Source organism: Paenibacillus barengoltzii NBRC 101215 (assembly GCF_004000745.1).
Taxonomy (GTDB): domain Bacteria; phylum Bacillota; class Bacilli; order Paenibacillales; family Paenibacillaceae; genus Fontibacillus; species Fontibacillus barengoltzii.
This window is the reverse complement of sequence record NZ_BILV01000059.1, coordinates 1-21,520: the sequence shown is the minus strand read 5'-3', so window position 1 is coordinate 21,520 and position 21,520 is coordinate 1. Positions and strand designations below refer to the sequence as shown.

Genomic DNA, 21,520 nt, shown 5'->3' with positions numbered 1-21,520 from the left:
AAAGGGGAATGTGAACACTATGGACGTTATCGTTAGGCCTACGCCGGAGTTAAAGGGCGAAATCGGAGCATTATCCTCCAAAAACTATACAACTCGTTACCTGCTGGTTGCGGCTTTAGCGGAAGGGACAAGCACGGTATATTACCCGGCGCACAGTGAGGACAGTGACGCCATGCGTCGCTGTATCGCCGATTTGGGTGCGGTGCTGGAAGAGGACGAGGAGAAGATCGTCATCACCGGTTTTGGACGGCGGCCGAAAGACGTCAAGGAGCTGAACGTTGGGAACGCCGGGGCCGTCCTCCGGTTCCTGATGGCGATCGCATCACTCTGCCCGGAGGTGACGTTCGTGAACACGTATCCGGATTCGCTGGGCAAGCGGCCGCATGATGACCTGATCGACGCCCTGGGACAGCTTGGTGTGGAAGTGAGTCACAACGAGGGGAAATTGCCGATCACCATTCGCGGTGGTGCGCCGAAGGGCGGGAAGATCCGCGTCTCCGGTTCGGTGAGCTCGCAGTACCTGAGCGCTTTGCTGTTCTTGACGCCGCTGCTTGACGAAGACAGCGAAATTGAGGTGCTTAACGATCTGAAATCGAAGGTCGTTGTGGGGCAAACGCTGGAAGTGCTGGAGCAAGCCGGGATCGTGATCCATGCCAGCGACGATTATATGCATTTCCGCGTGCCTGGACGGCAAAGCTATCAAGCGAAGACGTATACCGTGCAGGGGGACTATCCGGGCTCGGCGGCGATCTTAGCTGCGGCTGCCGTGACGAAATCGGACGTGAAGGTTCATCGGTTGGCCGAGCAGAGCAAGCAGGGTGAGCGCGCTGTTGTAGACGTGCTGCAGATGATGGACGTGCCGCTGACACATCAGAACGGTACGGTCCACGTGCAGGGCAATGGCCGGTTGCGGCCGGTGGAATTCGACGGCGATGCGGCGACCGACGCTGTGTTAGCGATGGTCGCGGCTGCAGTGTTTGCTGACGGGACGTCCCGGTTCTATAACGTGGAAAATTTGCGTTACAAGGAATGCGACCGGATCACCGACTTTTTGACCGAGCTGAAAAAAGCCGGCGCGAACGTCGAAGAACGCCAAGCGGAAATTATCGTCCACGGGCGTCCGACCGGCCTCGAAGGCGGCGTGACGATTAATGCGCATTACGACCACCGCGTCATTATGGCGTTGACCGTCGTCGGCTTGCGCTGCCGGGAGCCGCTGGTGATTAAGGATGCGCACCATGTGGCGAAATCGTATCCGCAATTTTTTGATCACATCACTTCGCTTGGTGCATCGATCGAACGGGTAGAATAAACTTGAACTAAGAGGCAAGGCGCTGGCTTTGCTGGCGTCGATAAAGGAGGATGGCCAAAATGGCATTTGAAAATCCAAGCCGTGAGGAAATCAAGGAGATTCTGTTGAACGCCGGTAACATTGCCGTCGTGGGGTTGTCGGACAAACCTGACCGCACCTCGTACATGGTTGCGCAAGCTTTGCAAAATAACGGCTATCGTATTATCCCGGTGAATCCGATGGTTAGCGGTGAAATTCTGGGGGAGAAGGTCTACCCGAGCTTGTCGGATATCCCGGAGCCGGTGGATATCGTCAATGTGTTCCGTCGCAGTGAGCAGACGCCGCCGGTCGCAGAGGAAGCGGTGAAGATTGGGGCTCGCGTGCTTTGGCTGCAACTGGGAATCTTCAGTGAAGAAGCGTATGAGATCGCTTCGAAAGGCGGACTCACCGTCATTATGGACCGCTGCATCAAGGTCGAAGATAGCATTCTGATCGGAAAACGCAGTTAAGCATGGCCCATCCAAGAGGACCCATCCGAATTCGGAGGGCCCTCTTTGAGTTGCGTGTTTTTTCTTTGACAAATTTAAGGGGCTAGGATTACCATAATGAAATAGATAGAGGGCATCCTATAGAGAAAGTTCAAGAATGAATAGTGCCTTAGGTTAGGAACTTACAAGCAGGACTAGGGGGTCACTACATGATACAGGGGATCGGAGCAGCAGCGGGAGTCGCCATCGGCAAAGCTTTTGTGCTGCCCGCCTGGGAATGGGACGTACCGGATCGCCGAATGGAGAAGGTGGATCTCGCCAAGGAATTCGAGCGATTGTACGAAGGTATTCGCACGTCCAAAACCGAAATCGAAGTGATGAAGAACGAGATTAAGGAGACGGTGGGTGCGGAGGAATCCGGTATCTTTGATGCCCATCTGGCGATCCTGGAGGATCCCGTATTTATGAGCGAAATCCAGGGGATTATCGAACGCCAATACAAGGCGGCGGAGGTTGCCGTCAAGGAAGCAATCGATCATTTTGTCACGATGTTTGACCTGCTGGATGACGAATATATGAAAGAACGGGCCCTCGACATCAAGGATGTCGGCAATCGCCTGCTGAAGCATTTGTTGGGGACGCCGGACATCACCTTGCCTGCGGATACGCAGCCGTATATTTTGGTGGCGAAGGAGCTTTCTCCCTCTCAGTTGGTCCATTTGAATCCGGACAACGTCTTGGGTATGGTTACGATGGCCGGCGGGAAAACGTCGCACTCGGCGATCATGGCGCGGGCACTCGGCATTCCGCTGGTATCGGGGCTTGAGAACAAGCTGACCGAGCCGTTGCAAACGGGCGATCTGCTAGTCATCGACGGCGACGAAGGATACGTATATCTGAATCCGGAGCCGGAGATCATCGCCCGGTATACAGAGCTGGCGGAGAAGCAACGCCGCCGCAAAGAACAGCTGCAGCTGCTGGCTGCCGTGGAAGCGGTCACCAAGGATGGCGTACGCATGCGGCTCGCCGGCAATATCAGCTCCGTGAAGGACTTGGAGCTGGCGTTAAAGCACGGCGCGGAAGGCGTGGGCTTGTTTCGTACAGAATTTTTATATATGGACCGGTCCACTTTTCCTGGGGAAGATGAGCAATTTGAGGTGTACCGGCAGGTTGCGGAGAAGGCTGGGCCGCATTCGGTTACAATTCGGACGCTGGACATTGGCGGCGACAAGCAGCTGGAATATTTCGAGCTGCAGGAAGAGGAGAACCCGGTGCTGGGCTATCGCGGAATTCGTATCAGTTTGGACAGCCGGGAGTTGTTTCAAACCCAGCTTGCTGCGATTTTACGCGCCAGCGCTTATGGGAAGATGAAAATCCTGTATCCGATGATCTCCTCGCTGGAGGAAATCCGTGCGGCGAATGCGATCCTGGAGGAAGCGAAGCAGGATTTGACCCGGCGGGGAATCGCCTACGATCCCGATATTCAAGTTGGCATTATGATTGAAATTCCGGCCGCGGCGGCGATTGCCGATCTGCTGGCCCAAGAGGTGGACTTCTTCAGCATCGGCACCAACGATCTGGTACAGTATGTGCTTGCCGTTGACCGGATGAACGAGCAGATCGCTCACATGTATCATCCGTTCCATCCAGCCGTCTTGCGACTGCTGCGTCAAACGGTGCAAGCGGCTAAGGATGCCGGCATCACCGTAAGTGTCTGCGGCGAAATGGCCGGGGACGAGAAGGCGGTGCCGTTATGGCTGTATCTTGGCGTCACCGATCTGAGCATGTCGCCGCAGGCGCTGCTGCGGGTGAAGCACCGCATCTTGAACTCCGATTCGCGGGAGAGCAAGGAAGTGGGCGCGGCTTGCTACCGCTTACCGACCAGCAATCAGGTTGAAGCCGAACTGGTCCGCTATGCACACGAGCTGGAGCAAGAGCGTTTGAGTAAATAAAACAGGCCGTCCCTTCGGGTCAGCATGGACATCGGGGACGGCCTTGTTTTGTTATGTTGCGGCTTGGGGGCGCATGCAGATGGCGAATGGATCCCTCGCTAACTCCACGTTCGCTCCGTGCCTTCCGGGGTTGAGATGTAAAAGTGCAGTTGAGTTTTGTCGAACTTGCCTCAATCGGCTAGTTGAAATGCAAAAGTACAGTTAACTTTGGGCGAAACGGTCCGATAGCGGACTTTTCATTCGATCTGAACTGCACTTTTGCATTTAAAACCCGAATTTCGGGATGTTCAGAGGATTTAAACTGCACTTTTACATTTGGTGAAAGCAGGAAGCGCACGTCACAATCCCGCTATTCCGCCGCGGCTACACACACATCTCAGCACTTATACTACCTCATGCACCATTATCCCCGGTTCGCCACCGCATCCACAAACGCTTTGCCGTAAGCCGGCAGGTCCGGCGGGCGGCGGGCCGAGATGATGTGCCCGTCCACGACAACGGGCTCGTCCACCCAAATCGCGCCTGCGTTCTGCATATCGTCGCGGATCCCTGGCGTAGACGTAACGGTCACGCCTTTCAGGATCCCCGCGGAGATGAGTACCCAGCCGGCGTGGCAGATTTGCCCGATCGGCTTCTTCGCTTGGTGCAGCTCGCGAACGAGCTGAAGCACCTTATCGTATCGGCGAAGCTTGTCCGGCGCCCAGCCGCCGGGGACAAGAATGCCGTCATACGCGTTGGCATCGATTTCCTCGAAGGCAAATTCCGCTTCAGCGGGGACCCCGTATTTGCCAATGTATTTTTTGCCTTTCACCGGACCGGCCAAATGCACCTCCGCTCCCTCTTCGCGAACGCGGTAGACCGGGTACCATAGCTCCAAATCTTCAAACTCCTCATCGACTAAAGCAACGATCTTTTTACCATTTAATCTCAAATCCAACTCCTCCTGTCTTTTATGGCACTTGACGAAAATTCGAATCAATATTTTAATTGTATCAAAAATGATGACTCTTACTATGCCTGGCGCTTTCTGAAACATTTCCAAATATGGCAATTTAAAGTATCTTTTGCTAACGGAAGGAGATTCTTGCGGGCGAGTCGAATAAGAACAATATTCTAATTAAAACGTCTATCGGCGCACGTTCTAAGTCACGAGTTGCGAGGAGCGGCAATGGATTATTGTTGCCATCAGAGGCAGCGGAGGCTCCGATACAAGAGACTTATTTATATCTAGCAAAATCAGTCGGAACAAAAAAAGCAGAGGACTAAGATGAGGTGGTACTGTGCGTAAGCACTGTCAGTGCGGGAAAATGATGAACCTGGGCTTCAGGCTGGTCATTTTTGAAGGAATCTATGAAATCGATCGTGTTCCAATTTACGAGTGCGAAGATTGCGACTTCTACGAAGTGCTTCCTGAGGTGAAGTCGGATTTGACGGACCTGCTGGCTGAGCTCAAGAAGGAGGCGCCGAGCGGCCGCATTTATTTTACCGAGCGGAACGAGCTGGCAGACTTGATCTTCAGCATTTATCGTCAATGGGACGGGGCGGATTACGAATCCTTTGAAAATCTGCTGGAGCAGCAATGTGAAGAACGAATCAACATGCTATTGGACTTGTACGGCGGGGCCAAGAACTTAAGCGACCTGGATTGGATGAATGAAATCTCCAAACGTCTATCCCAATTGTCTAAATTTGTAAAGAATCGACAACTTTCCAAGGCTAATTGACGAATTTACTCGATTTTTGCAAATCATTTGTAAATAAAAGTTGTATTTTCATTTCTCTTTTTGTTAAGATATCAACAGAACATCTGGAGATTCTTATTCGATCAAAAAGGGGATGAGACGTCATGTCCAAATGGATGAGAATACAATCGATCCAAGAGCTGAACGATGCTTTGGAACGCTCCGCAAGCCAGCCGTTGTTGCTATTCAAGCACAGTACCCGCTGCCCGATCAGTGCCGGGGCACATAAGGAAGCGGAGGCTTATTTAAACGGAACTCCGCGGGAAGACGTTACATACGGGCTGATTTACGTTATCGAGAACCGAGACGTATCGAATGAGGCAGCCGAGCGGCTTGGCGTCAAGCATGAATCCCCGCAAGCGATCCTGATTAAGGATGGACAAGCCGTCTGGCATACGTCCCATTCCAAGATCACGAAATCGACTTTAGAGGAGATTTTACGCTAAGTGAAGCGTTATCATTGCATTAAGTAGTATTTTGTCGTATCATAAATTTAATTGAAGCTCTGGATCTTTACCGGATGAATGAGTGAAAATCTATTGGCAATGGAGAGAAGAATGTGACGGTTACCATTTATGATGTGGCACGTGAAGCAGGCGTCTCGATGGCCACGGTTTCCCGGGTTGTCAATAACAATCCGAACGTGAAACCGCAGACCCGGAAAAAGGTTTACGAAGCGATAGAACGGTTAGGCTACCGGCCCAACGCTGTAGCCAGGGGGCTTGCCAGCAAGAAGACCACCACTGTAGGCGTGGTTATCCCCGATATTTCAAATTCGATTTTTGCGGAAATCGCTCGGGGCATCGAAGATATTGCGAACATGTATCACTATAACATTATTTTGTGTAATGCCGACAAACGGAAAGAGAAGGAGATCCGCGTCATCAACACCTTGCTCGAGAAGCAAGTGGACGGGCTCCTGTTCATGGGCGGAACCGTAACGGAGGAGCATATTCAAGCGTTCCAGACGTCTGCGGTACCAATCGTGCTGTGCGCAACGAGCGACGAGAACGGCCAATATCCATCCGTGGATATTGATCACGAAGCCGCTGCATTTGACGCCGTCAGCACACTGGTTCGCCATGGACACCGCGAAATCGCGATGATCAGCGGAACGTTGCAGGATCCGGCGAACGGCTATGCCAGATTCCAAGGGTACAAGCGTGCGCTGGAAACCGCAGGCATTCAGTACCAAGAGGACCTGGTGCGGATCGGCAACTACCGTTATGAATCCGGCGTGGAAGCGATGAAGTATTTCCTGGGGCTGAAGAAACGGCCGACAGCGATTTTCGCTGCAACGGATGAAATGGCGATTGGCGCCATCCACAGCATTCAGGACGAAGGCTTGAAGGTGCCGGACGATTTCTCGATTATCAGCGTGGATAACATCCGCATGGCTTCGATGGTACGTCCTCAGCTGACAACGGTCGCTCAACCGATGTATGACCTCGGTGCGGTAGCGATGCGTTTGCTGACGAAGCTGATGAAGAAGGAAACGGTTGAGAACCCTCGGGTCATTCTGCCGCACGAGACGATCTTGCGCTTGTCTGTTAGCCACCTGTAAGGCTATTGTTGCGATTGACGTTTCGGCTTAGAGAGATAAGTAACACATAGATATATATGAAAAAGGTTAACAACGGACAAAAAGCTCCTTGCATAAGGAGCTTTTTTGAGCATTTTGAGGATTTCGAAGCAATGCAATGTGTTGCACGGACGAATGGGGATTGGAGGGAGTAATGAACTATGTACAAAACAATTGGCCTGATGGGGGCTATGGATGAAGAAATCGCGTTGCTGCTCGATCAGGTGGAGCACCAGGAGGCGGTGGATGCGGCTGGGACACGTTTTGTAAAGGGCGTACTCCATGGGCACAATGTAGTCGTGTGTAAATCCGGCGTCGGCAAAGTGAATGCGGCAGCTACTACGCAAGTCCTGATCGACCGCTTTGGTGCGGATGCGATCTGGTTTACCGGGGTGGCAGGAGCAGTGCATCCTGAGCTGAACGTAGGCGACATCGTCATCTCGTCAACTTGCCAGCAGCACGATATGGACGCGCGGCCACTGGGTTTTGCGCGCGGAATCACGCCGTACCAGGATGTCTCTGACTTTCCGGCTGATTCTGGCCTCATCCGCTTGGCCGAGCAAGCCTGTGCCCGTCAGTGTACAGACCATCAATATCGGGTTGGCCGGGTGCTGTCCGGTGATCAGTTTATTGCGAATCCGGAGTTTGTCAGCTCGGTGCTGTATGAAGAGCTGGACGGCGCTTGCGTGGAAATGGAAGGAGCGGCGCTCGCCCAGGTGTGTCATCGGAACGGGGTTCCGTTTATTGTACTCCGCTCTATTTCGGACAAGGCGGACGGTTCAGCAGACGTGAATTTTGCTGAGTTTACAGTATTGGCGGCCCAGCGTTCGTTCGCCATTCTCAACGATATGGTCCAGCATGTGGAGGAGCTGAATAAATAAAAACTCAGGCGGGGTTTGAGCAGGCCCCACCTGAGCTTTAGGGATAATCCTGTAAAGCGACCGCGAGACTCTCGCGGTTTTTTGCTGTAATTTCCGCCCGGCGGGGAATGCCCTCCCAGTGGGATAGATCATCAAGCCAAGCCGCAGGAAGCTGGAACGGGGTCTGCGGCTGCCAGCGGTTGATCCAGGCTTGCGGCAGTGGGAGTAGCGGGCTCTGGCGCAGGGAAGCGATTAAGGGGTGATCGCTCATCTCCAGCCATAGTAAGCTCCACGCCCGCGGGACGACTCGCCAGAAATCGTAACCGCCGCCGCCCATCGCCACCCAGCGGCCCTCGCAATACGTATGGGCCAGCTCGTGCAGGATCGCCGGCATATCGCGATAGATCGCCATGCTGCAGTGCATATGCGATAGCGGATCCAGCGCATGGGCGTCGCAGCCGTGCAGACTGACGATCACATCCGGCTGAAAATGCGCGGTTAAGCGCCGAATTGACTCCTCGAAGCATTCCATCCAAGAGGCATCCTCCGTATAAGGCTGGAGCGGCAGATTCATACAAGCGCCGTAGCCTTGATGCTCGCCGCGTTCCGGAAGGAAGCCGGTACCTGGGAATAAGTATTTTCCGGTCTCGTGGATGGAATAGGTGCAAACATCGGGGTCTGAATAGAAGCTCCACTGTACCCCATCCCCGTGATGGACGTCCGTGTCAACGTACAGAACGCGTGCGCCATACTTTCGACGGGCATAGTCAATGGCCACTGCGGCATCGTTGTAGACACAGAAGCCGGCGGCTTTCGCCGACAGGGCGTGATGCAGGCCGCCGCCGAGATGCAGGGCGTGGGTGGTGGAGCCGGACAGCACGGCTTCTACAGCCGTAATCGTTCCTCCAACGACCCAGGCAGCCGCTTCATGCATGCCGGGAAAATACGGCGTATCCTCGTCCAATAGTCCGAACTGCTCGCCGCGCGTGATCCAGTCCGCCTCGGGATTCGGGCGGCTCAGCTGTTTCACTGCTTCAACATACGCCGGCTGATGGATCCATAGCAGTTCCTCGTCGGTTGCCGGGCGCGACAGGTGCATTTGCTGCGGCGTCAGTGCGCCCAGCTCCTGCAGCAAGTCCATCGTCAGTTCCAGCCGGATCGGATGGAACGGATGGCTGTCGTGAAACCGGTAGTTCATCGCCTGTTCATGGTGGACAAATAAAGCGCTTCCAGGCATGGATTCATCACGCCTTCCTTTTGAACTATCAGTACATAAAACGCTGCTGAAAACGAATCCGGTCAAACTGCTCCTCGGACGACAAAGGAACCTCCTTGCCGATCCGCACCATCAGGCAGTTGGCCGGATGGGAGCAAATTTCCGGGTCGTCAGTGGCATACCAGACCATGTCGACCGTCTTCATCAGACGCTCCATCATGCTGCGGTATTCCCATACGGAAAGCCCGCTCTTTTTCAAATCCCAGTGCCAATAATATTCGGTCGTAAAGACGATGTATTTCTCCATCTGCTCGTCTTCGAATGCAGTGCGGATCATGGTCGATCCGATTCCGAGCGACCGATAGTCATCGGCCACTTCGATCGCCCCCAGCTCGATCAGGTCAGGCATATTGCCCTGAGACCACCTCTCCATCTCGTCGGGATAGTGAAAGGTGACGTATCCTACGATGGTTGAATCCTCCCGGGCCAGGATGATCCGTCCCTCTGGAAGTCCGGCAATTTCCACCAGCGCAGCATGTTGATCGGCAGGCTTGCGGAAGGCGTCCAGGTCGGGATGCATGGTTAAGGTTTGAAGATGGGAAGGGGATACGGGTCCTTCCACAACAATTTCACGTTGCTGATGGGGCAGGGTGTGGCGGATATACGTTTTTTTATGTTCCATGGAACCGCCTCCTTTGCTCGTTCCCCTCACTTATAACAGAAAAAAGAAAAAATGAAAAGTGTAGCCTGTGTGTAAAAACGTGTGCTATAATGTTCTCCGACATAAAATTTTCACATTTTCAATCCGCTCGTGTGATCGTTGTCCTCGTAAATCGCCTCAGTTGTTTAAGTTCTGTCGTTGCTTTTTCGATCAAAACGGATGCCCACACCCATGAAGCTGAAACAAAGCTTTCAACTTACGTTGCTATGTATCCGTTTTCATAAACTTTGATCTATTGCTTGGAGATTTCCAAAGATTAAGGGAGGATGAAACGATGAGTCAACTGCAAGGGGAAGTCATTTCATCGGGCGTTCCGTCGTCCAATATGGGCAACTACGAAGAGGCGTATAAGAACTTTAAGTGGGAGGATGTCGAGAAGAAGTTCTCCTGGTACGTCACTGGCAAAGTGAACATGGCTTACGAGGCGATCGACCGCCATGTCGATGCGGGCAAGGGCTCGCGCACGGCGCTGTTATTCAGTGATCCGACGCGTGAGGAGTCGTACACGTACGAGGACATGCAGGGGCTGACCAACCGGTTTGCCAATGTGCTGCGCAAATACGGAATCACCAAGGGAGATCGGGTCTTCGTCTTTATGCCGCGGACGCCGGAGCTCTATGTGAGTGTATTGGGTACACTGAAGGTTGGTGCGGTGGTTGGACCGTTGTTTGAGGCGTTTATGGAAACGGCGGTTAAGGATCGTCTGGAGGACAGCGGTGCGGTTGCGCTGGTCACGACGCCGGCATTGCTGCCGCGGGTGAAGCGCGAAGAGCTGCCAACGCTGCGGACGATCATCGTTGTAGGCGACGATGTGAAGGCCGGGGACGGTATCGTTGATTATAAGGCGGAGATGGAAGCCGCATCCCCTGAGGCTGAGATCGAGTGGGTGAACCGCGAAGATGGCCTGATTTTGCATTATACATCGGGTTCAACTGGCAAACCCAAAGGGGTTTACCATGTGCATAATGCCATGATTCAGCATTATCATACTGGCCATGTCGTGCTGGACCTGAAGGAAGACGACATTTATTGGTGTACGGCGGACCCGGGATGGGTAACCGGCACATCTTATGGGATTTTTGCCCCGTGGCTGCATGGGGTGACCAACGTCGTGCGCGGCGGTCGCTTCAGCCCGGCGGATTGGTACGAAACGATTCAGAAGTACAAAGTCACTGTGTGGTATAGCGCGCCTACGGCATTCCGGATGCTGATGGGAGCTGGACAGGATATCATTAAGCAATATGATCTGTCGTCGCTGCGCCATGTGTTGTCGGTGGGTGAGCCGCTAAATCCAGAAGTTGTTCGTTGGGGGATGAAGGTGTATAACCGCCGCATCCATGACACCTGGTGGATGACGGAAACGGGCGGCCAGCTCATCTGTAACTACCCGTCGATGCCGATCAAACCGGGATCGATGGGCAGACCGGTGCCTGGCATTCAAGCGGCGATTATTGACGATAACGGGAAGGAGCTGCCGCCGTACCGGATGGGGAACCTGGCGATTCGCACCCCGTGGCCGTCGGTGATGCGACTGATTTGGAACAACGCGCCGAAGTACGAGGAGTATTTCCGCATCCCGGGCTGGTACATTTCCGGCGATACGGCCTATATGGACGAGGACGGATACTTCTGGTTCCAGGGTCGGATCGACGACGTGATCAACTCCTCCGGCGAACGGATTGGTCCGTTTGAGGTCGAGAGCAAGCTCGTCGAGCATCCGGCTGTTGCAGAAGCAGGGGTGATCGGGAAGCCGGATCCGGTGCGTGGAGAGATCATCAAGGCGTTTATTTCGCTGCGCGAGGGCTTTACACCATCCGAGGAGCTGAAGGCGGAAATCGCCAAGTTCGTCAAGGAAGGGCTGTCCGCCCACGCCGCTCCGCGTGAAATCGAATTCAAAGACAAACTGCCGAAGACCCGCTCCGGCAAAATCATGCGCCGCGTGCTCAAAGCCTGGGAGCTCAACCTCCCAGCCGGCGATTTGTCGACGATTGAGGATTAAGGATAGAAATAGAAAGTCCCTTCAAGCTGAGGCTTGAGGGGACTTTTGTGTTTGAGAAGGAGAGGGGATTCGCTCTTGGGTTGGGTTCGGTTGGGGGCGCGACCTCTCTCGACGAAACAGAAATATATATGAAAAATCGAATATATTCGCTCAAATATGGCTGATTTAGCCCAATCTATATGAAATTTCATATAGAATCGCCCCCTTGAAGCCCAAAACTTGAGATTTTATATGAAAAATCGAATATATTTCCGCCAATCGAGTGGTTTGCAGTGAATTATGTTCGAAAAATCATATATATTTTGACGAGTTTTGTTTCCTACAAATGCTGGTGTTTAATAATTGAATTGCAAAATATTTATTCAATAGTAAATTTCTCCTACATAGATTCATTTGGATGGCAGATCATCTCAACCCCCGAAACGATTAAATTCTACGAGATTTATTGTAACGACCAGTTGGTCGGGATCGTTTCCGGTGACCAAAGCAAATTTACGGCAACGGGGTTGGCACCGGCAACTACATACGCATTTATGATCAGGGCGCAGGGGCAGGACAATTCCTTTTCAGATTATAGCGAGGCCTTATCATCTTCATCACTTCAGCAAGCAGTTACACCACTGACTCCACCCACTCAGCTTAGATCAGAAGTCCAATCGGATACGACGATCAATTGAAATTTGGTTATATCTATTCGCTTCGTGGTGTCTCGAAAATGATGCATCGTCAAGAGCTGAGCTATACGAAATCGACATACACCTTTACTCAACCTTGTTGAAGGTCTATGAAAATGGCTGAAATCCGATGTGATTAACAATGTGTTCTACCATACCGTTGCCGGGATCCGAAGTAATGTTCAGCAGTTTATGGACGAAATCATGTCCCTGGAACGCCTGTATGACCACCAGCAGCCAACCCGTGAGAAAGCAGAGGCCGCCAAGCGGCGTAATGGCCCCCAGTTTCCGGATGCCGGTCAAGCTTATGCATACAAGCTCCCAGAGAAGAGCACGATTCCTGCGAACAGAAGCCAACCGGCTGTTACGATCAGCGAAGCATTGTCGAGCTGGCTGGAAAGAAGGCTGAGCAGCAGCAGCCCGAGACTACAATCATCCAGATCATTCAATATGGCACTAAGGGCATTTGCAGCCTGCTGTATTATTTGACATTATCGAAACTTATATGACTATACAAAAATTTGTGTTGCAATTTCAAAACGATTCATTATAATAAAGCCATACTTAACTCATAGGATTAATTCATCTTTAAGGGGGATTACAATGAAACGATTTTTATCCGCACTTGCGATCACCGGCTTGGCAGCAGGGCTGCTGAGCGGATGTGGAGCAAGCGACGATTCTCAAGCTAACAGGGATACGATCCGGATCGGTCTAGCAGCACCGATCTCAGGCACGCAGGCCCAATATGGAACAGCATTCAAGAACGGCGCCGAGCTGGCGGCTGCACAGATCAATGAGGCTGGCGGCATTGACGGCAAGCAAATCGAAATTGTAATTCAGGATGACAAGGGAGATTCGAACGAAGCGGTGAACGTCGCCAATAAATTCGTAACCGACAAGAGCATTCTAGGCGTGGTCGGCCATTTCAACAGCTCGGCGACGCTGGCAACGGCACCGATATACAACAAGAACAAAATTGTTCAAGTATCGCCTTCTTCCAGCGCTCCTGCTGTGACGAATGCCGGGGAATATACCTTCCGCGTTATTACGACCGATGCGTTCCAGGCCGACTACCTAGCCGGCTGGTCGAAGGAACTGGGCTACGGCAAGGTAGCTCTCATCTATGAACAATCTGACTTCGGACTCGGGCTGCTTGATGTTTACCGGCAATCGGCGCCGGAGAACGGCATCGAGGTTGTGGCTGCTGAGGCTTTCAATCCGGGCGATAAGGACTTCAGCACCGTGCTAACCAAGATCAAGGAGAAGCAGCCGGACGCCATCTTTATCGGCGGTTTCTATAATGAAGCGGCGCTGATCGCCCAGCAGGCGAAGAAGCTGAACCTGGACGTTGATTTCATCGGTGTCGACAGCCTGTATTCTGAAGCGCTGCTTGATCTGGGCAAGGAATCTGTGGAAGGCTTCAAGCTGATCGGATTCTTCTATCCGGGCGGCGACAATGCCGAAGCGACCCGATTTAATGAGGAGTACCAGGCCAAGTACAACAGCAAGCCGGATACGTATGCTGCTTACTCGTACGTGGCAACCTCGGTCATTATCAAGGCGATCCAGGAGCAGGGCGCAGATCGTGAAGCAATCAAGTCTTACCTGGAAACACTGAAAGATTACAACAGCGCCACGGGCGTTATCAGTTTTGATGAGAATGGGGACGTTATTACAGAGCCGTCCCGGCTGACGATTAAGGACGGCAAATTTGAACTTTATAAATAATAGTCATTACGTGAACCTGGAACAGGAAAGCTCGTTTTCCTGTTCCTCGGCTTTGAAGGGGTGTTACGCATGTTCCTCCAGCAATTGACCAACGGGCTGACCATCGGTGTCATTTATGCCTTGATCGCACTCGGATATACGATGGTGTACGGCATACTGAAAATCGTTAACTTTGCGCATGGCGACATCTTTATGATCGGCAGTTTTCTGGGACTCTTTTTTATGCAGGAATTTCAGCTTCCTTTATATCTCGCTTTCTTATTATCCGCTGCCGTTACGGCGGGAATTGGCATGCTTATCGAGCGGCTCGCCTACCGGCCGCTGCGTCTGGCGGACCGGATCGTGCCGCTGATCAGCGCTCTCGGTGTGTCCACGCTCCTGGTCAGCCTGGCGCAGAAATTGTGGGGGACGGAGATGCATCCTTTCCCGACCGCTTTTGGCAGCCGGACTTACACATTCGGAAGCATCACATTCTCTGAAATCCAAATTTTGATATTGCTGCTGTCCATCTTGCTGATGCTGGGTCTGCAACTGTTCGTAACCCGGACCAAAACAGGGACGGCGATGCGGGCGACCTCGATGAGCTTGACCAACGCCGCACTGATGGGGATCAATACGAACCGGATGATCAGCCTTGCCTTCGCCATCGGCTCTTCGCTGGCAGCATGCGCCGGCATTATGGTCGGCATTTATTACAACGCGGTTTATCCGACGATGGGGTATATGGCAGGAATTAACGCATTTACGGCTGCGGTACTCGGAGGAATCGGAAACATCCCGGGCGCGATGCTGGGCGGCGTGCTGCTTGGTCTCGTCGAAACGCTCGGCGGCGCTTATATTTCGACCCAATACAAGAGCGTTATCTCATTTTCAATTTTGATCATTGTACTGCTGATCAGACCTTCGGGCATCCTTGGCAGCAAAGAGATCAACAAGGTATAGGTGATAGGTATGAACAAGAAAGCGGCCATGGCCGCCGCGGCTGTGCTGGCCATTGTCCTTCCGATTGTGCTTCAGCTGGTCAATGATTATTTGCTGCATGTTGTCATTATGATCGGTATTTTTTCCATGCTGTCCTTGAGCCTTAACGTCATTATCGGGTATGCGGGGCAGTTTGCGCTTGGGCATGCGGCCTTCTACGGGATCGGCGCGTATGCCGCTGCGCTGCTGATGCTGCATTTCCATCTGTCCTTCTGGATCGCGCTTCCCGCCTCGGCTGCCATTGCCGGGCTGTTCGGCTTCTTGCTTGGCAGTCCTGTCATCCGGCTGCGGGGGGACTATTTAGGGATCGTGACCCTCGGCTTCGGAGAAATTGTCCGGCTTATTTTTGTCGGCTGGGTCGATCTGACCCGTGGCCCGATGGGCCTGCCGGGCATTCCGGCGCCTTCGCTCTTCGGCTTTGTGTTCAGGGACAAGCTGGAGTTTTACTACTTGATTCTGCTGCTGGTGCTGATCACTTATGTTGTCATCCATAGACTGGTGCATTCGGGCGTCGGCCTCAGCCTGCTGACGGTACGCGAAGATGAAACGCTGGCTCAATCGGTCGGCATCCGTCCGAATTATTACAAGCTGCTGGCCTTTACCGTCGGGGGATTTTTCGCCGGTGCCGCCGGTGCATTTTGGGCGACCTATATTTCGTATGTCAGTCCAGATGCATTCCGGTATTTGGATTCTGTGAATATCCTTGCGATGGTCATATTAGGGGGAGCTGCAAGTCTGCCGGGCTCTGTGCTTGGTGCGGTCATTCTGGTGGCGGCACCCGAAATCTTGAGATATGTGAGCGATTATCGAATGATTCTGCTTGGCCTGGCCATCGTGCTAATGATGATATTCAAGCCTTCGGGATTCTGGGGCGAGCAATACCGGAAACGTAACTTTTACGGAAACGTGAAGAAGGTTGGGAACAAATGATGGAGAAGGTACTCGAACTGAACAACGTGTCGGTGAATTTCGGAGGCCTGACGGCTTTGAGCGACATTAACCTGGAGGTACGCCGCGGCGAGATTTTATCGATTATCGGCCCGAACGGGGCGGGAAAAACGACCCTGTTCAATCTGCTTACGGGCATCTATCGCCCGACCTCTGGCACGATTCGCTACAAGGATGCCGTGATTAACAAGCTCAAGCCCTACCGGAGAGTAGAGCTCGGTCTGGCAAGAACTTTTCAGAATACGAGACTGATCAAGAACATGACGGTGCTGGAGAACGTGCTGGTTGCCCATGCCGAGTGTAATAAAGAAGGGATGTTCTCGGCCATTTTCAAATCCCGGGCGGCACTCCAGCGCAGACGTGAGGCGATTGTGCAGGACTGTGTGGAGAAGCTGGCCATCGTCGGTCTGGAGCACAAGCTGGATATACTCGCAGGCGGTCTGCCATACGGTGAGCAGCGACTGCTTGAAATCGCCCGCGCGCTCGCGACTGGCTGCGAGGTGCTGCTGCTGGATGAGCCGGCGGCCGGAATGAACGCTGTCGAGAAGGCCGAGCTGATTCAGAAAATCAAGCGTCTGTCCAGCCAGTACAGCATCGAGATTATACTGATTGAGCATGACATGGGCCTGGTGATGGACATTTCCGATCGCATCGTTGTCCTGAATTATGGGGTGAAGATTGCGGAGGGAAGTCCGTCGCAGATTCAGAACGACCCGAATGTTATCGAGGCATATCTGGGCGGGGAGGTCGAGGAACGATGACGGAGAGACAACATGCCGGCCAGAAGGGACTAAAGATGCTGGAAATCCAGGGATTGCAGGTGAATTATGGCGTCATTCAGGCGGTGAAGCAGCTGAATCTGGATATATTCAGCGGAGAAATTGTGGCGCTGATTGGAACGAACGGTTCCGGCAAAACAACGACGCTGCGCAGCATTTCCGGCTTGATCAAACGTGCGGAGGGAAGCATCCGGTTTGAAGGACGGGACATCACCAAGCTGGAGCCCCATCGCATTGTGGAGCTGGGCATTTCCCAGGTTCCCGAGGGGCGCGGCGTGTTTCCCGATCTGACCGTGCTGGAGAATTTGCGGCTTGGCGCTTATGTTCGGCGCGACAAGGCCGAGATTGCCGCCGATATTCAAAAAATGTACGGGCTGTTTCCGCGGCTGGAGGAACGGCAGAAGCAGCTGGCCGGAACGATGAGCGGCGGCGAGCAGCAGATGCTGGCGATTGCCCGCGCATTGATGGCCAGACCGAAGCTGCTGCTGCTGGATGAGCCGTCCATGGGACTGGCTCCCCTGATCGTGAAGGAGATTTTTGCCGCCATCCGGCAAATTAACGAAGAGGGCGTGTCCGTCCTGTTGGTAGAGCAGAATGCCCGCATGGCGCTGGCAACGGCTCATCGGGGCTATGTGATGGAGACGGGCCGGATCGTCGTGCATGGCGCAGCGGCGGACTTGAGAAACAACAACGTTGTCAAATCTGTGTACTTGGGGACGACAAAACATTAAGCTTGCAACTATATAACTTAACTTTTATCAGCACCTAAGTCAGCTTGAGCCTTTGTAGGACATAAATACTCGCTATTGCTGTATGCTTTGCACAATATCCCGTTTGATCAGGCAACAAGGAGACCGACAAACTCGGAAGAAGGACATTTCTTTGCATATGGAAGCAGCTCTCCAAGATGCGAGATCAATGGCGCGCCGGGAATGAGACACGAGAATCAAAGATGAGACACGAGTATCAAAGACAGGGGCGCCAGGAGAAGTGAAAAGACAGAGCTTGGCCTGCAACCTGATCATAAGGGATAATGGTGCTAAGGCTAAGGTAGAAGGTAGAGACACCGACACACTTTTGAACCTGGGAGGTATTCATAATGGGACAACAATCGACAGACAAGCAATCCAATACGACAATTGATCATGATGAAAGTCTGGAGCCGGTAGATCCGTATACTATTATGGCGAAACTGTTTGCTCATCTCTCGAAGGCGGTTGTTGACCGCTTCGGCGAAGAGGGCAAAGACGCCATTCGCGAAGGGGTTCGCACATTCGGTGAGGAGCGGGGCAGAGATATCGCCCGGCGTGCAGCTGCGGCTGGACAGCCCAACGACATTCACAGTTACCTGCCGAACTACGATATGGGGCGCAGCGATCTGTTTGAATATGTCACAGAGTATCATCCGCTAGAGATCGAGCAGAACTTTACCCGCTGCGCGTTTGGCGACCAGTGGAAGAAGGACGGCATGGAGGAGTACGGCATTCTGTACTGTCAAATGATCGATCCGGCCATTGCGAGAGGGTACAATCCGAACTTTGAAGTGGAGCATGATAAATATTTGCTCAAGGACGGGAACTGCCATTTCAGATTTAAAATGAATGAAGCAGACAACGAGAACAATACAGACGCCGATAAGAAGGAAAAGGCCGGAGGCGAGGGCGATGATCATTAATGCCGGACGCCTGTGGAAGCGGCTGATGGAGCTTGGCGAGATCGGCGCGCAGGAGAGCGGGGGAGTCACCCGCTTTTCGTTTACCGCCGAGGAGCGTGAGGCCAAGGAACAGGTTGCACGCTATATGAAGGAAGCGGGCCTTGCCGTGCGCGAGGATGCGGCAGGCAATCTGATCGGACGGCGGGAAGGAAGCGACCCGGCAGCGCCTGTTGTGCTGACAGGATCACATATCGATACGGTGCCGTCCGGGGGCAAGTTTGACGGTCCTTTGGGCGTGCTGGCCGCCATAGAGGCGCTTCAGACGATGCAGGAGCAGGGCATCGCTACCGCACATCCGATTGAGGTGATCGCCTTCACCGATGAGGAAGGCTCCCGATTCGGGTTCGGCATGATCGGCAGCCGCGCTGTCGCCGGCACCCTGCGTCCCGAAAATTTGAGACATGCGGATGCGGACGGCATTACGATTGCCGAGGCGATGAGGTCGGCCGGCCTGGCGCCTGAGCGGGTGCAGGAGGCGGCCAGAGAGCCGGATCAGGTCAAGGCATACGTCGAGCTTCATATTGAACAGGGGGTCGTGCTGGAGAGTATCGGTCAGCCTGTCGGCCTCGTAACCGGAATTGCCGGACCGTTGTGGCAGCAGTTCACGATCAAAGGCCAGGCCGGTCACGCGGGCGCGACGCCGATGAACCTGCGCAGAGATCCGCTGCAGTCGGCAACAGAGCTCATGAGCTACATCTATACAGAGACCCGGAAATTTCCGAATGCCGTGGCCACGATTGGCAAAATTCAGACCCTGCCCGGAGGCGTCAATGTTATACCGGGGCAAGTACAGTTCTCGCTGGATTTGCGGGACGTGGAAGAGGCCGAGCGGGATATGCTGGAAGGCCGCATCCGGGATTACGCGGGCGAAGTGTGCCGAAAGCATGGCACGGAGCTCACCCTTGAGTTGCTGCAAAGAGTCGCGCCGGCTCCGAGCTCTCCGGAGGTAAAGGAAGCGATCGCTGCTGCCGGGAAGCTTGCCGGGCTGCCGGACCCTCTGCCGGAGCTGGTCAGCGGCGCCGGCCATGACGGGATGCAGTTTAGCGGCCTATGGCCGCTTGGTATGATCTTTGTGCGTTCCCGGAATGGAATCAGTCATCATCCGCAGGAGTGGAGCTCCAAGGAGGATTGCGGGCTGGGAGCCGAGGTGCTGTATCATGCTTTGCTGCTTCTCGCGAAGTAGATTCTCTATTCTGCCGTACCATCAAGACCTTTTGACCAGTCTGGCCGGAAGGTCTTTTTCAATGTTAACCGCCTTTAGCCGGCCGCAAACTCATGTACCGTCAGCAGCGAGGTGAGATCGTTGATCGGTGCGGTGATATGTTTGTTCTTGGATAATACAATCTGTGAATAAAATGGCTGCAGCTCTCCCCGAGCAACGGAGAAGCTGGATAGTGCATGCTGAATAAGCTGATCCTTGACGGCGATTTTAGGAATCAGCGCAATGCCCATGCCATAGATGACGCACTGCTTGCGCGACTGAAAGAACGAAGTTCGAGGTAATCGAGGGATCCAGCCCGCTGATTGCCAAGTATGAAGCGCTCCTGGAGCAGAACGGGATCAGCTTCGCCGGAATTGAATGTATTACCGACGCGGTAGGCAAAACCGATACGTATGACATAAACACAAACACCAATTATAATCCGGACGCCGAGTCTCTGGCTGATGTATCCGGAATGCGAGAAATCGCAAGGACTGCTTCTGCGCGTGTATGCTATTTATTCTGTAAAAGAATGAACACGGTACCCGAATTGGCCGGAGATCGCAGCTGCGGCTTCTAGCAGGTCGGCTCGAATCTCGCTCTCCTGCCCCTTGATTCGTGTGATCGAGCCCACTACACTGATCGTGCCGACGATGCGGTGTGAGGCATCCCGGATCGGAGCGGCGATACTGTAAGCGCCTGTTTCAATCTCTTCATTCTCAATTCCGAAGCCTTGCTCCCGAATTTGTTGCAGGTTGCTGAGGAGCTTTTTTTTGTCCGTAATGGTATGGTCGGTGAGCGCTGTCAGTTTGTTATTGCTCAGGAAATTTTGAAGTTCAGCCTCGGACATGTAGGCCAGGAACACTTTCCCTGAGGCAGAAGCATGGAGGGGCAGCTTATGGCCGGCTCTGGAACTGATGATGAAGTAATTGTTGGGTGATTCGACTTTATCCACGCAAAAAATCTGCTCATGCTGGTATATATATAAATGAGAGGTTTCGTGATATTTTTTTGTCAGGTCGGTTAAATAAGGATGTCCAATCTCCTTCAAATCCAGACTCTGTGATACCAGATTCGCCTTGAGCAAAAACTCCAGCCCCAGTCTGTATTTGCCATTGTCCGGATTTTTATCGATATATGAGTATGCGATTAACGTATTAATCAGGCCGTGTACCGTGCTGATGTTCAGATTCAGCTTCTGACTGATCTCCGTTAGCGACAGTTGGACGTGCAGGGAATCAAAGCAGTTGATGATATCCAGGGCGCGCTGGACGGATTGAATCATTCGAGGATTTTTTTGGCTCACAATAGGTGCCTCCTGTAAAAACAATAAATGGCTACAATACTATATTTCATTTATATTATGATCATGTCAATAGGACTTTGTTAATGTTGAATCGTTAAGCGGGATCAGTCAGATCCTGCTGACGCCAAGCGTATGGAGACATCGTTTTCGCGGTGCAATGACTTGGTTCAACCTGAGCCTAGAAGGCTTGCGCTTCACCAAATTCGTCGATGCGGATCGATTTGAATGTGGACTTAGTGGCCTATGAAATGAAATAGGACGTCGAAGAGCGCAGGAATACAAAAAAGAGCAGGCTAGCGCCGCCTTTAGGCGCAGTTTGGCAACAAGGGGTTATA

20 protein-coding genes and 2 pseudogenes are annotated in these 21,520 nt (G+C 53.0%); 16 read left to right on the top strand and 6 right to left on the bottom strand.

What is annotated here, in order from left to right; genetic code table 11:
* Positions 1–19 precede the first annotated feature (19 nt).
* From aroA to ptsP, 3 genes are all read left to right on the top strand, one after another.
* Positions 20–1,312 (top strand): 3-phosphoshikimate 1-carboxyvinyltransferase, encoded by a 1,293-nt coding sequence (gene aroA / locus PBA01S_RS16315; RefSeq protein ID WP_028539938.1) that lies wholly within the window; start codon positions 20–22, stop codon positions 1,310–1,312.
* A gap of 59 nt (positions 1,313–1,371) precedes the next feature.
* Positions 1,372–1,800, top strand: a complete 429-nt coding sequence (locus tag PBA01S_RS16310) for a CoA-binding protein (RefSeq protein WP_016311578.1) — start codon at positions 1,372–1,374, stop codon at positions 1,798–1,800.
* A 188-nt stretch (positions 1,801–1,988) separates the two neighbouring features.
* Entirely contained in the window at positions 1,989–3,731 is a 1,743-nt protein-coding gene (gene ptsP / locus PBA01S_RS16305) for a phosphoenolpyruvate--protein phosphotransferase (protein ID WP_085170780.1), read from the top strand.
* Between the two features lie 403 nt (positions 3,732–4,134).
* Here ptsP and PBA01S_RS16300 read toward each other — a convergent pair whose 3' ends face one another.
* Positions 4,135–4,662 carry a type 1 glutamine amidotransferase domain-containing protein gene (locus PBA01S_RS16300; RefSeq protein WP_028539936.1) on the bottom strand — a complete coding sequence of 176 codons (528 nt, stop codon included), beginning with the start codon at positions 4,660–4,662 and terminating at the stop codon, positions 4,135–4,137.
* Positions 4,663–5,011: 349 nt separating this feature from the next.
* Here PBA01S_RS16300 and PBA01S_RS16295 point away from each other — a divergent pair, with 349 nt between their 5' ends.
* The 4 genes from PBA01S_RS16295 to PBA01S_RS16280 all read left to right on the top strand — a co-directional run bounded on the left by PBA01S_RS16295 (position 5,012) and on the right by PBA01S_RS16280 (position 7,936).
* Positions 5,012–5,455 carry a hypothetical protein gene (locus tag PBA01S_RS16295; protein WP_085170779.1) on the top strand — a complete coding sequence of 148 codons (444 nt, stop codon included), beginning with the start codon at positions 5,012–5,014 and terminating at the stop codon, positions 5,453–5,455.
* 122 nt (positions 5,456–5,577) lie between these two features.
* A complete protein-coding gene (gene ytxJ / locus PBA01S_RS16290; protein ID WP_028539934.1) occupies positions 5,578–5,919 on the top strand; it encodes a bacillithiol system redox-active protein YtxJ in 342 nt (113 codons plus the stop codon).
* 113 nt (positions 5,920–6,032) lie between these two features.
* The gene (gene ccpA / locus PBA01S_RS16285; RefSeq protein ID WP_016311583.1) at positions 6,033–7,037 is read left to right on the top strand and encodes a catabolite control protein A; all 1,005 of its coding nucleotides are present in this window, start codon (positions 6,033–6,035) and stop codon (positions 7,035–7,037) included.
* Positions 7,038–7,216: 179 nt separating this feature from the next.
* Positions 7,217–7,936 (top strand): 5'-methylthioadenosine/adenosylhomocysteine nucleosidase, encoded by a 720-nt coding sequence (locus PBA01S_RS16280; protein WP_127576350.1) that lies wholly within the window; start codon positions 7,217–7,219, stop codon positions 7,934–7,936.
* Positions 7,937–7,973: 37 nt separating this feature from the next.
* On the opposite strand, the gene PBA01S_RS16275 is transcribed toward PBA01S_RS16280, so the two are convergent.
* Positions 7,974–9,152 (bottom strand): acetoin utilization protein AcuC, encoded by a 1,179-nt coding sequence (locus PBA01S_RS16275; protein ID WP_085170777.1) that lies wholly within the window; start codon positions 9,150–9,152, stop codon positions 7,974–7,976.
* Between the two features lie 28 nt (positions 9,153–9,180).
* Positions 9,181–9,813 carry a GNAT family N-acetyltransferase gene (locus PBA01S_RS16270; protein WP_085170776.1) on the bottom strand — a complete coding sequence of 211 codons (633 nt, stop codon included), beginning with the start codon at positions 9,811–9,813 and terminating at the stop codon, positions 9,181–9,183.
* Between the two features lie 313 nt (positions 9,814–10,126).
* Here PBA01S_RS16270 and acsA point away from each other — a divergent pair, with 313 nt between their 5' ends.
* Positions 10,127–11,851 (top strand): acetate--CoA ligase, encoded by a 1,725-nt coding sequence (acsA, locus tag PBA01S_RS16265; protein WP_085170775.1) that lies wholly within the window; start codon positions 10,127–10,129, stop codon positions 11,849–11,851.
* Between the two features lie 752 nt (positions 11,852–12,603).
* Positions 12,604–12,729: pseudogene (locus PBA01S_RS23195) on the top strand (IS630 family transposase); the annotation flags it as partial.
* 18 nt (positions 12,730–12,747) lie between these two features.
* Here the strand turns inward: PBA01S_RS23195 and PBA01S_RS16255 are convergent.
* Positions 12,748–12,953, bottom strand: a pseudogene (locus PBA01S_RS16255) (DUF423 domain-containing protein); the annotation flags it as partial.
* A 175-nt stretch (positions 12,954–13,128) separates the two neighbouring features.
* Between PBA01S_RS16255 and PBA01S_RS16250 the strand changes: the two are divergent.
* The 7 genes from PBA01S_RS16250 (at position 13,129) to PBA01S_RS16220 (ending at position 19,861) form a co-directional block, all read left to right on the top strand.
* Positions 13,129–14,256 (top strand): ABC transporter substrate-binding protein, encoded by a 1,128-nt coding sequence (locus PBA01S_RS16250; protein ID WP_127576349.1) that lies wholly within the window; start codon positions 13,129–13,131, stop codon positions 14,254–14,256.
* 69 nt (positions 14,257–14,325) lie between these two features.
* Positions 14,326–15,198: a branched-chain amino acid ABC transporter permease gene (locus PBA01S_RS16245; RefSeq protein ID WP_028539447.1), complete on the top strand. Its 873-nt coding sequence runs from the start codon at positions 14,326–14,328 to the stop codon at positions 15,196–15,198.
* A gap of 9 nt (positions 15,199–15,207) precedes the next feature.
* Entirely contained in the window at positions 15,208–16,167 is a 960-nt protein-coding gene (locus PBA01S_RS16240; RefSeq protein WP_028539446.1) for a branched-chain amino acid ABC transporter permease, read from the top strand.
* Positions 16,167–16,946, top strand: a complete 780-nt coding sequence (locus tag PBA01S_RS16235; RefSeq protein ID WP_028539445.1) for an ABC transporter ATP-binding protein — start codon at positions 16,167–16,169, stop codon at positions 16,944–16,946. Before PBA01S_RS16240 ends, PBA01S_RS16235 begins: the two co-directional genes overlap by 1 nt.
* A gap of 35 nt (positions 16,947–16,981) precedes the next feature.
* On the top strand, positions 16,982–17,695 hold the full coding sequence (locus PBA01S_RS16230; protein ID WP_028539444.1) for an ABC transporter ATP-binding protein: 714 nt from the start codon (positions 16,982–16,984) through the stop codon (positions 17,693–17,695).
* Between the two features lie 368 nt (positions 17,696–18,063).
* On the top strand, positions 18,064–18,639 hold the full coding sequence (locus PBA01S_RS16225; protein WP_028539443.1) for an L-2-amino-thiazoline-4-carboxylic acid hydrolase: 576 nt from the start codon (positions 18,064–18,066) through the stop codon (positions 18,637–18,639).
* A complete protein-coding gene (locus PBA01S_RS16220) occupies positions 18,629–19,861 on the top strand; it encodes a Zn-dependent hydrolase (RefSeq protein WP_174844496.1) in 1,233 nt (410 codons plus the stop codon). Before PBA01S_RS16225 ends, PBA01S_RS16220 begins: the two co-directional genes overlap by 11 nt.
* A 74-nt stretch (positions 19,862–19,935) precedes the next feature.
* Here PBA01S_RS16220 and PBA01S_RS16215 read toward each other — a convergent pair whose 3' ends face one another.
* Together PBA01S_RS16215 and PBA01S_RS16205 are read right to left on the bottom strand one after the other, a co-directional pair.
* A complete protein-coding gene (locus PBA01S_RS16215) occupies positions 19,936–20,130 on the bottom strand; it encodes a hypothetical protein (protein WP_009225217.1) in 195 nt (64 codons plus the stop codon).
* 266 nt (positions 20,131–20,396) lie between these two features.
* The gene (locus PBA01S_RS16205) at positions 20,397–21,185 is read right to left on the bottom strand and encodes an IclR family transcriptional regulator (protein ID WP_009225218.1); all 789 of its coding nucleotides are present in this window, start codon (positions 21,183–21,185) and stop codon (positions 20,397–20,399) included.
* Positions 21,186–21,520: the final 335 nt, after the last annotated feature.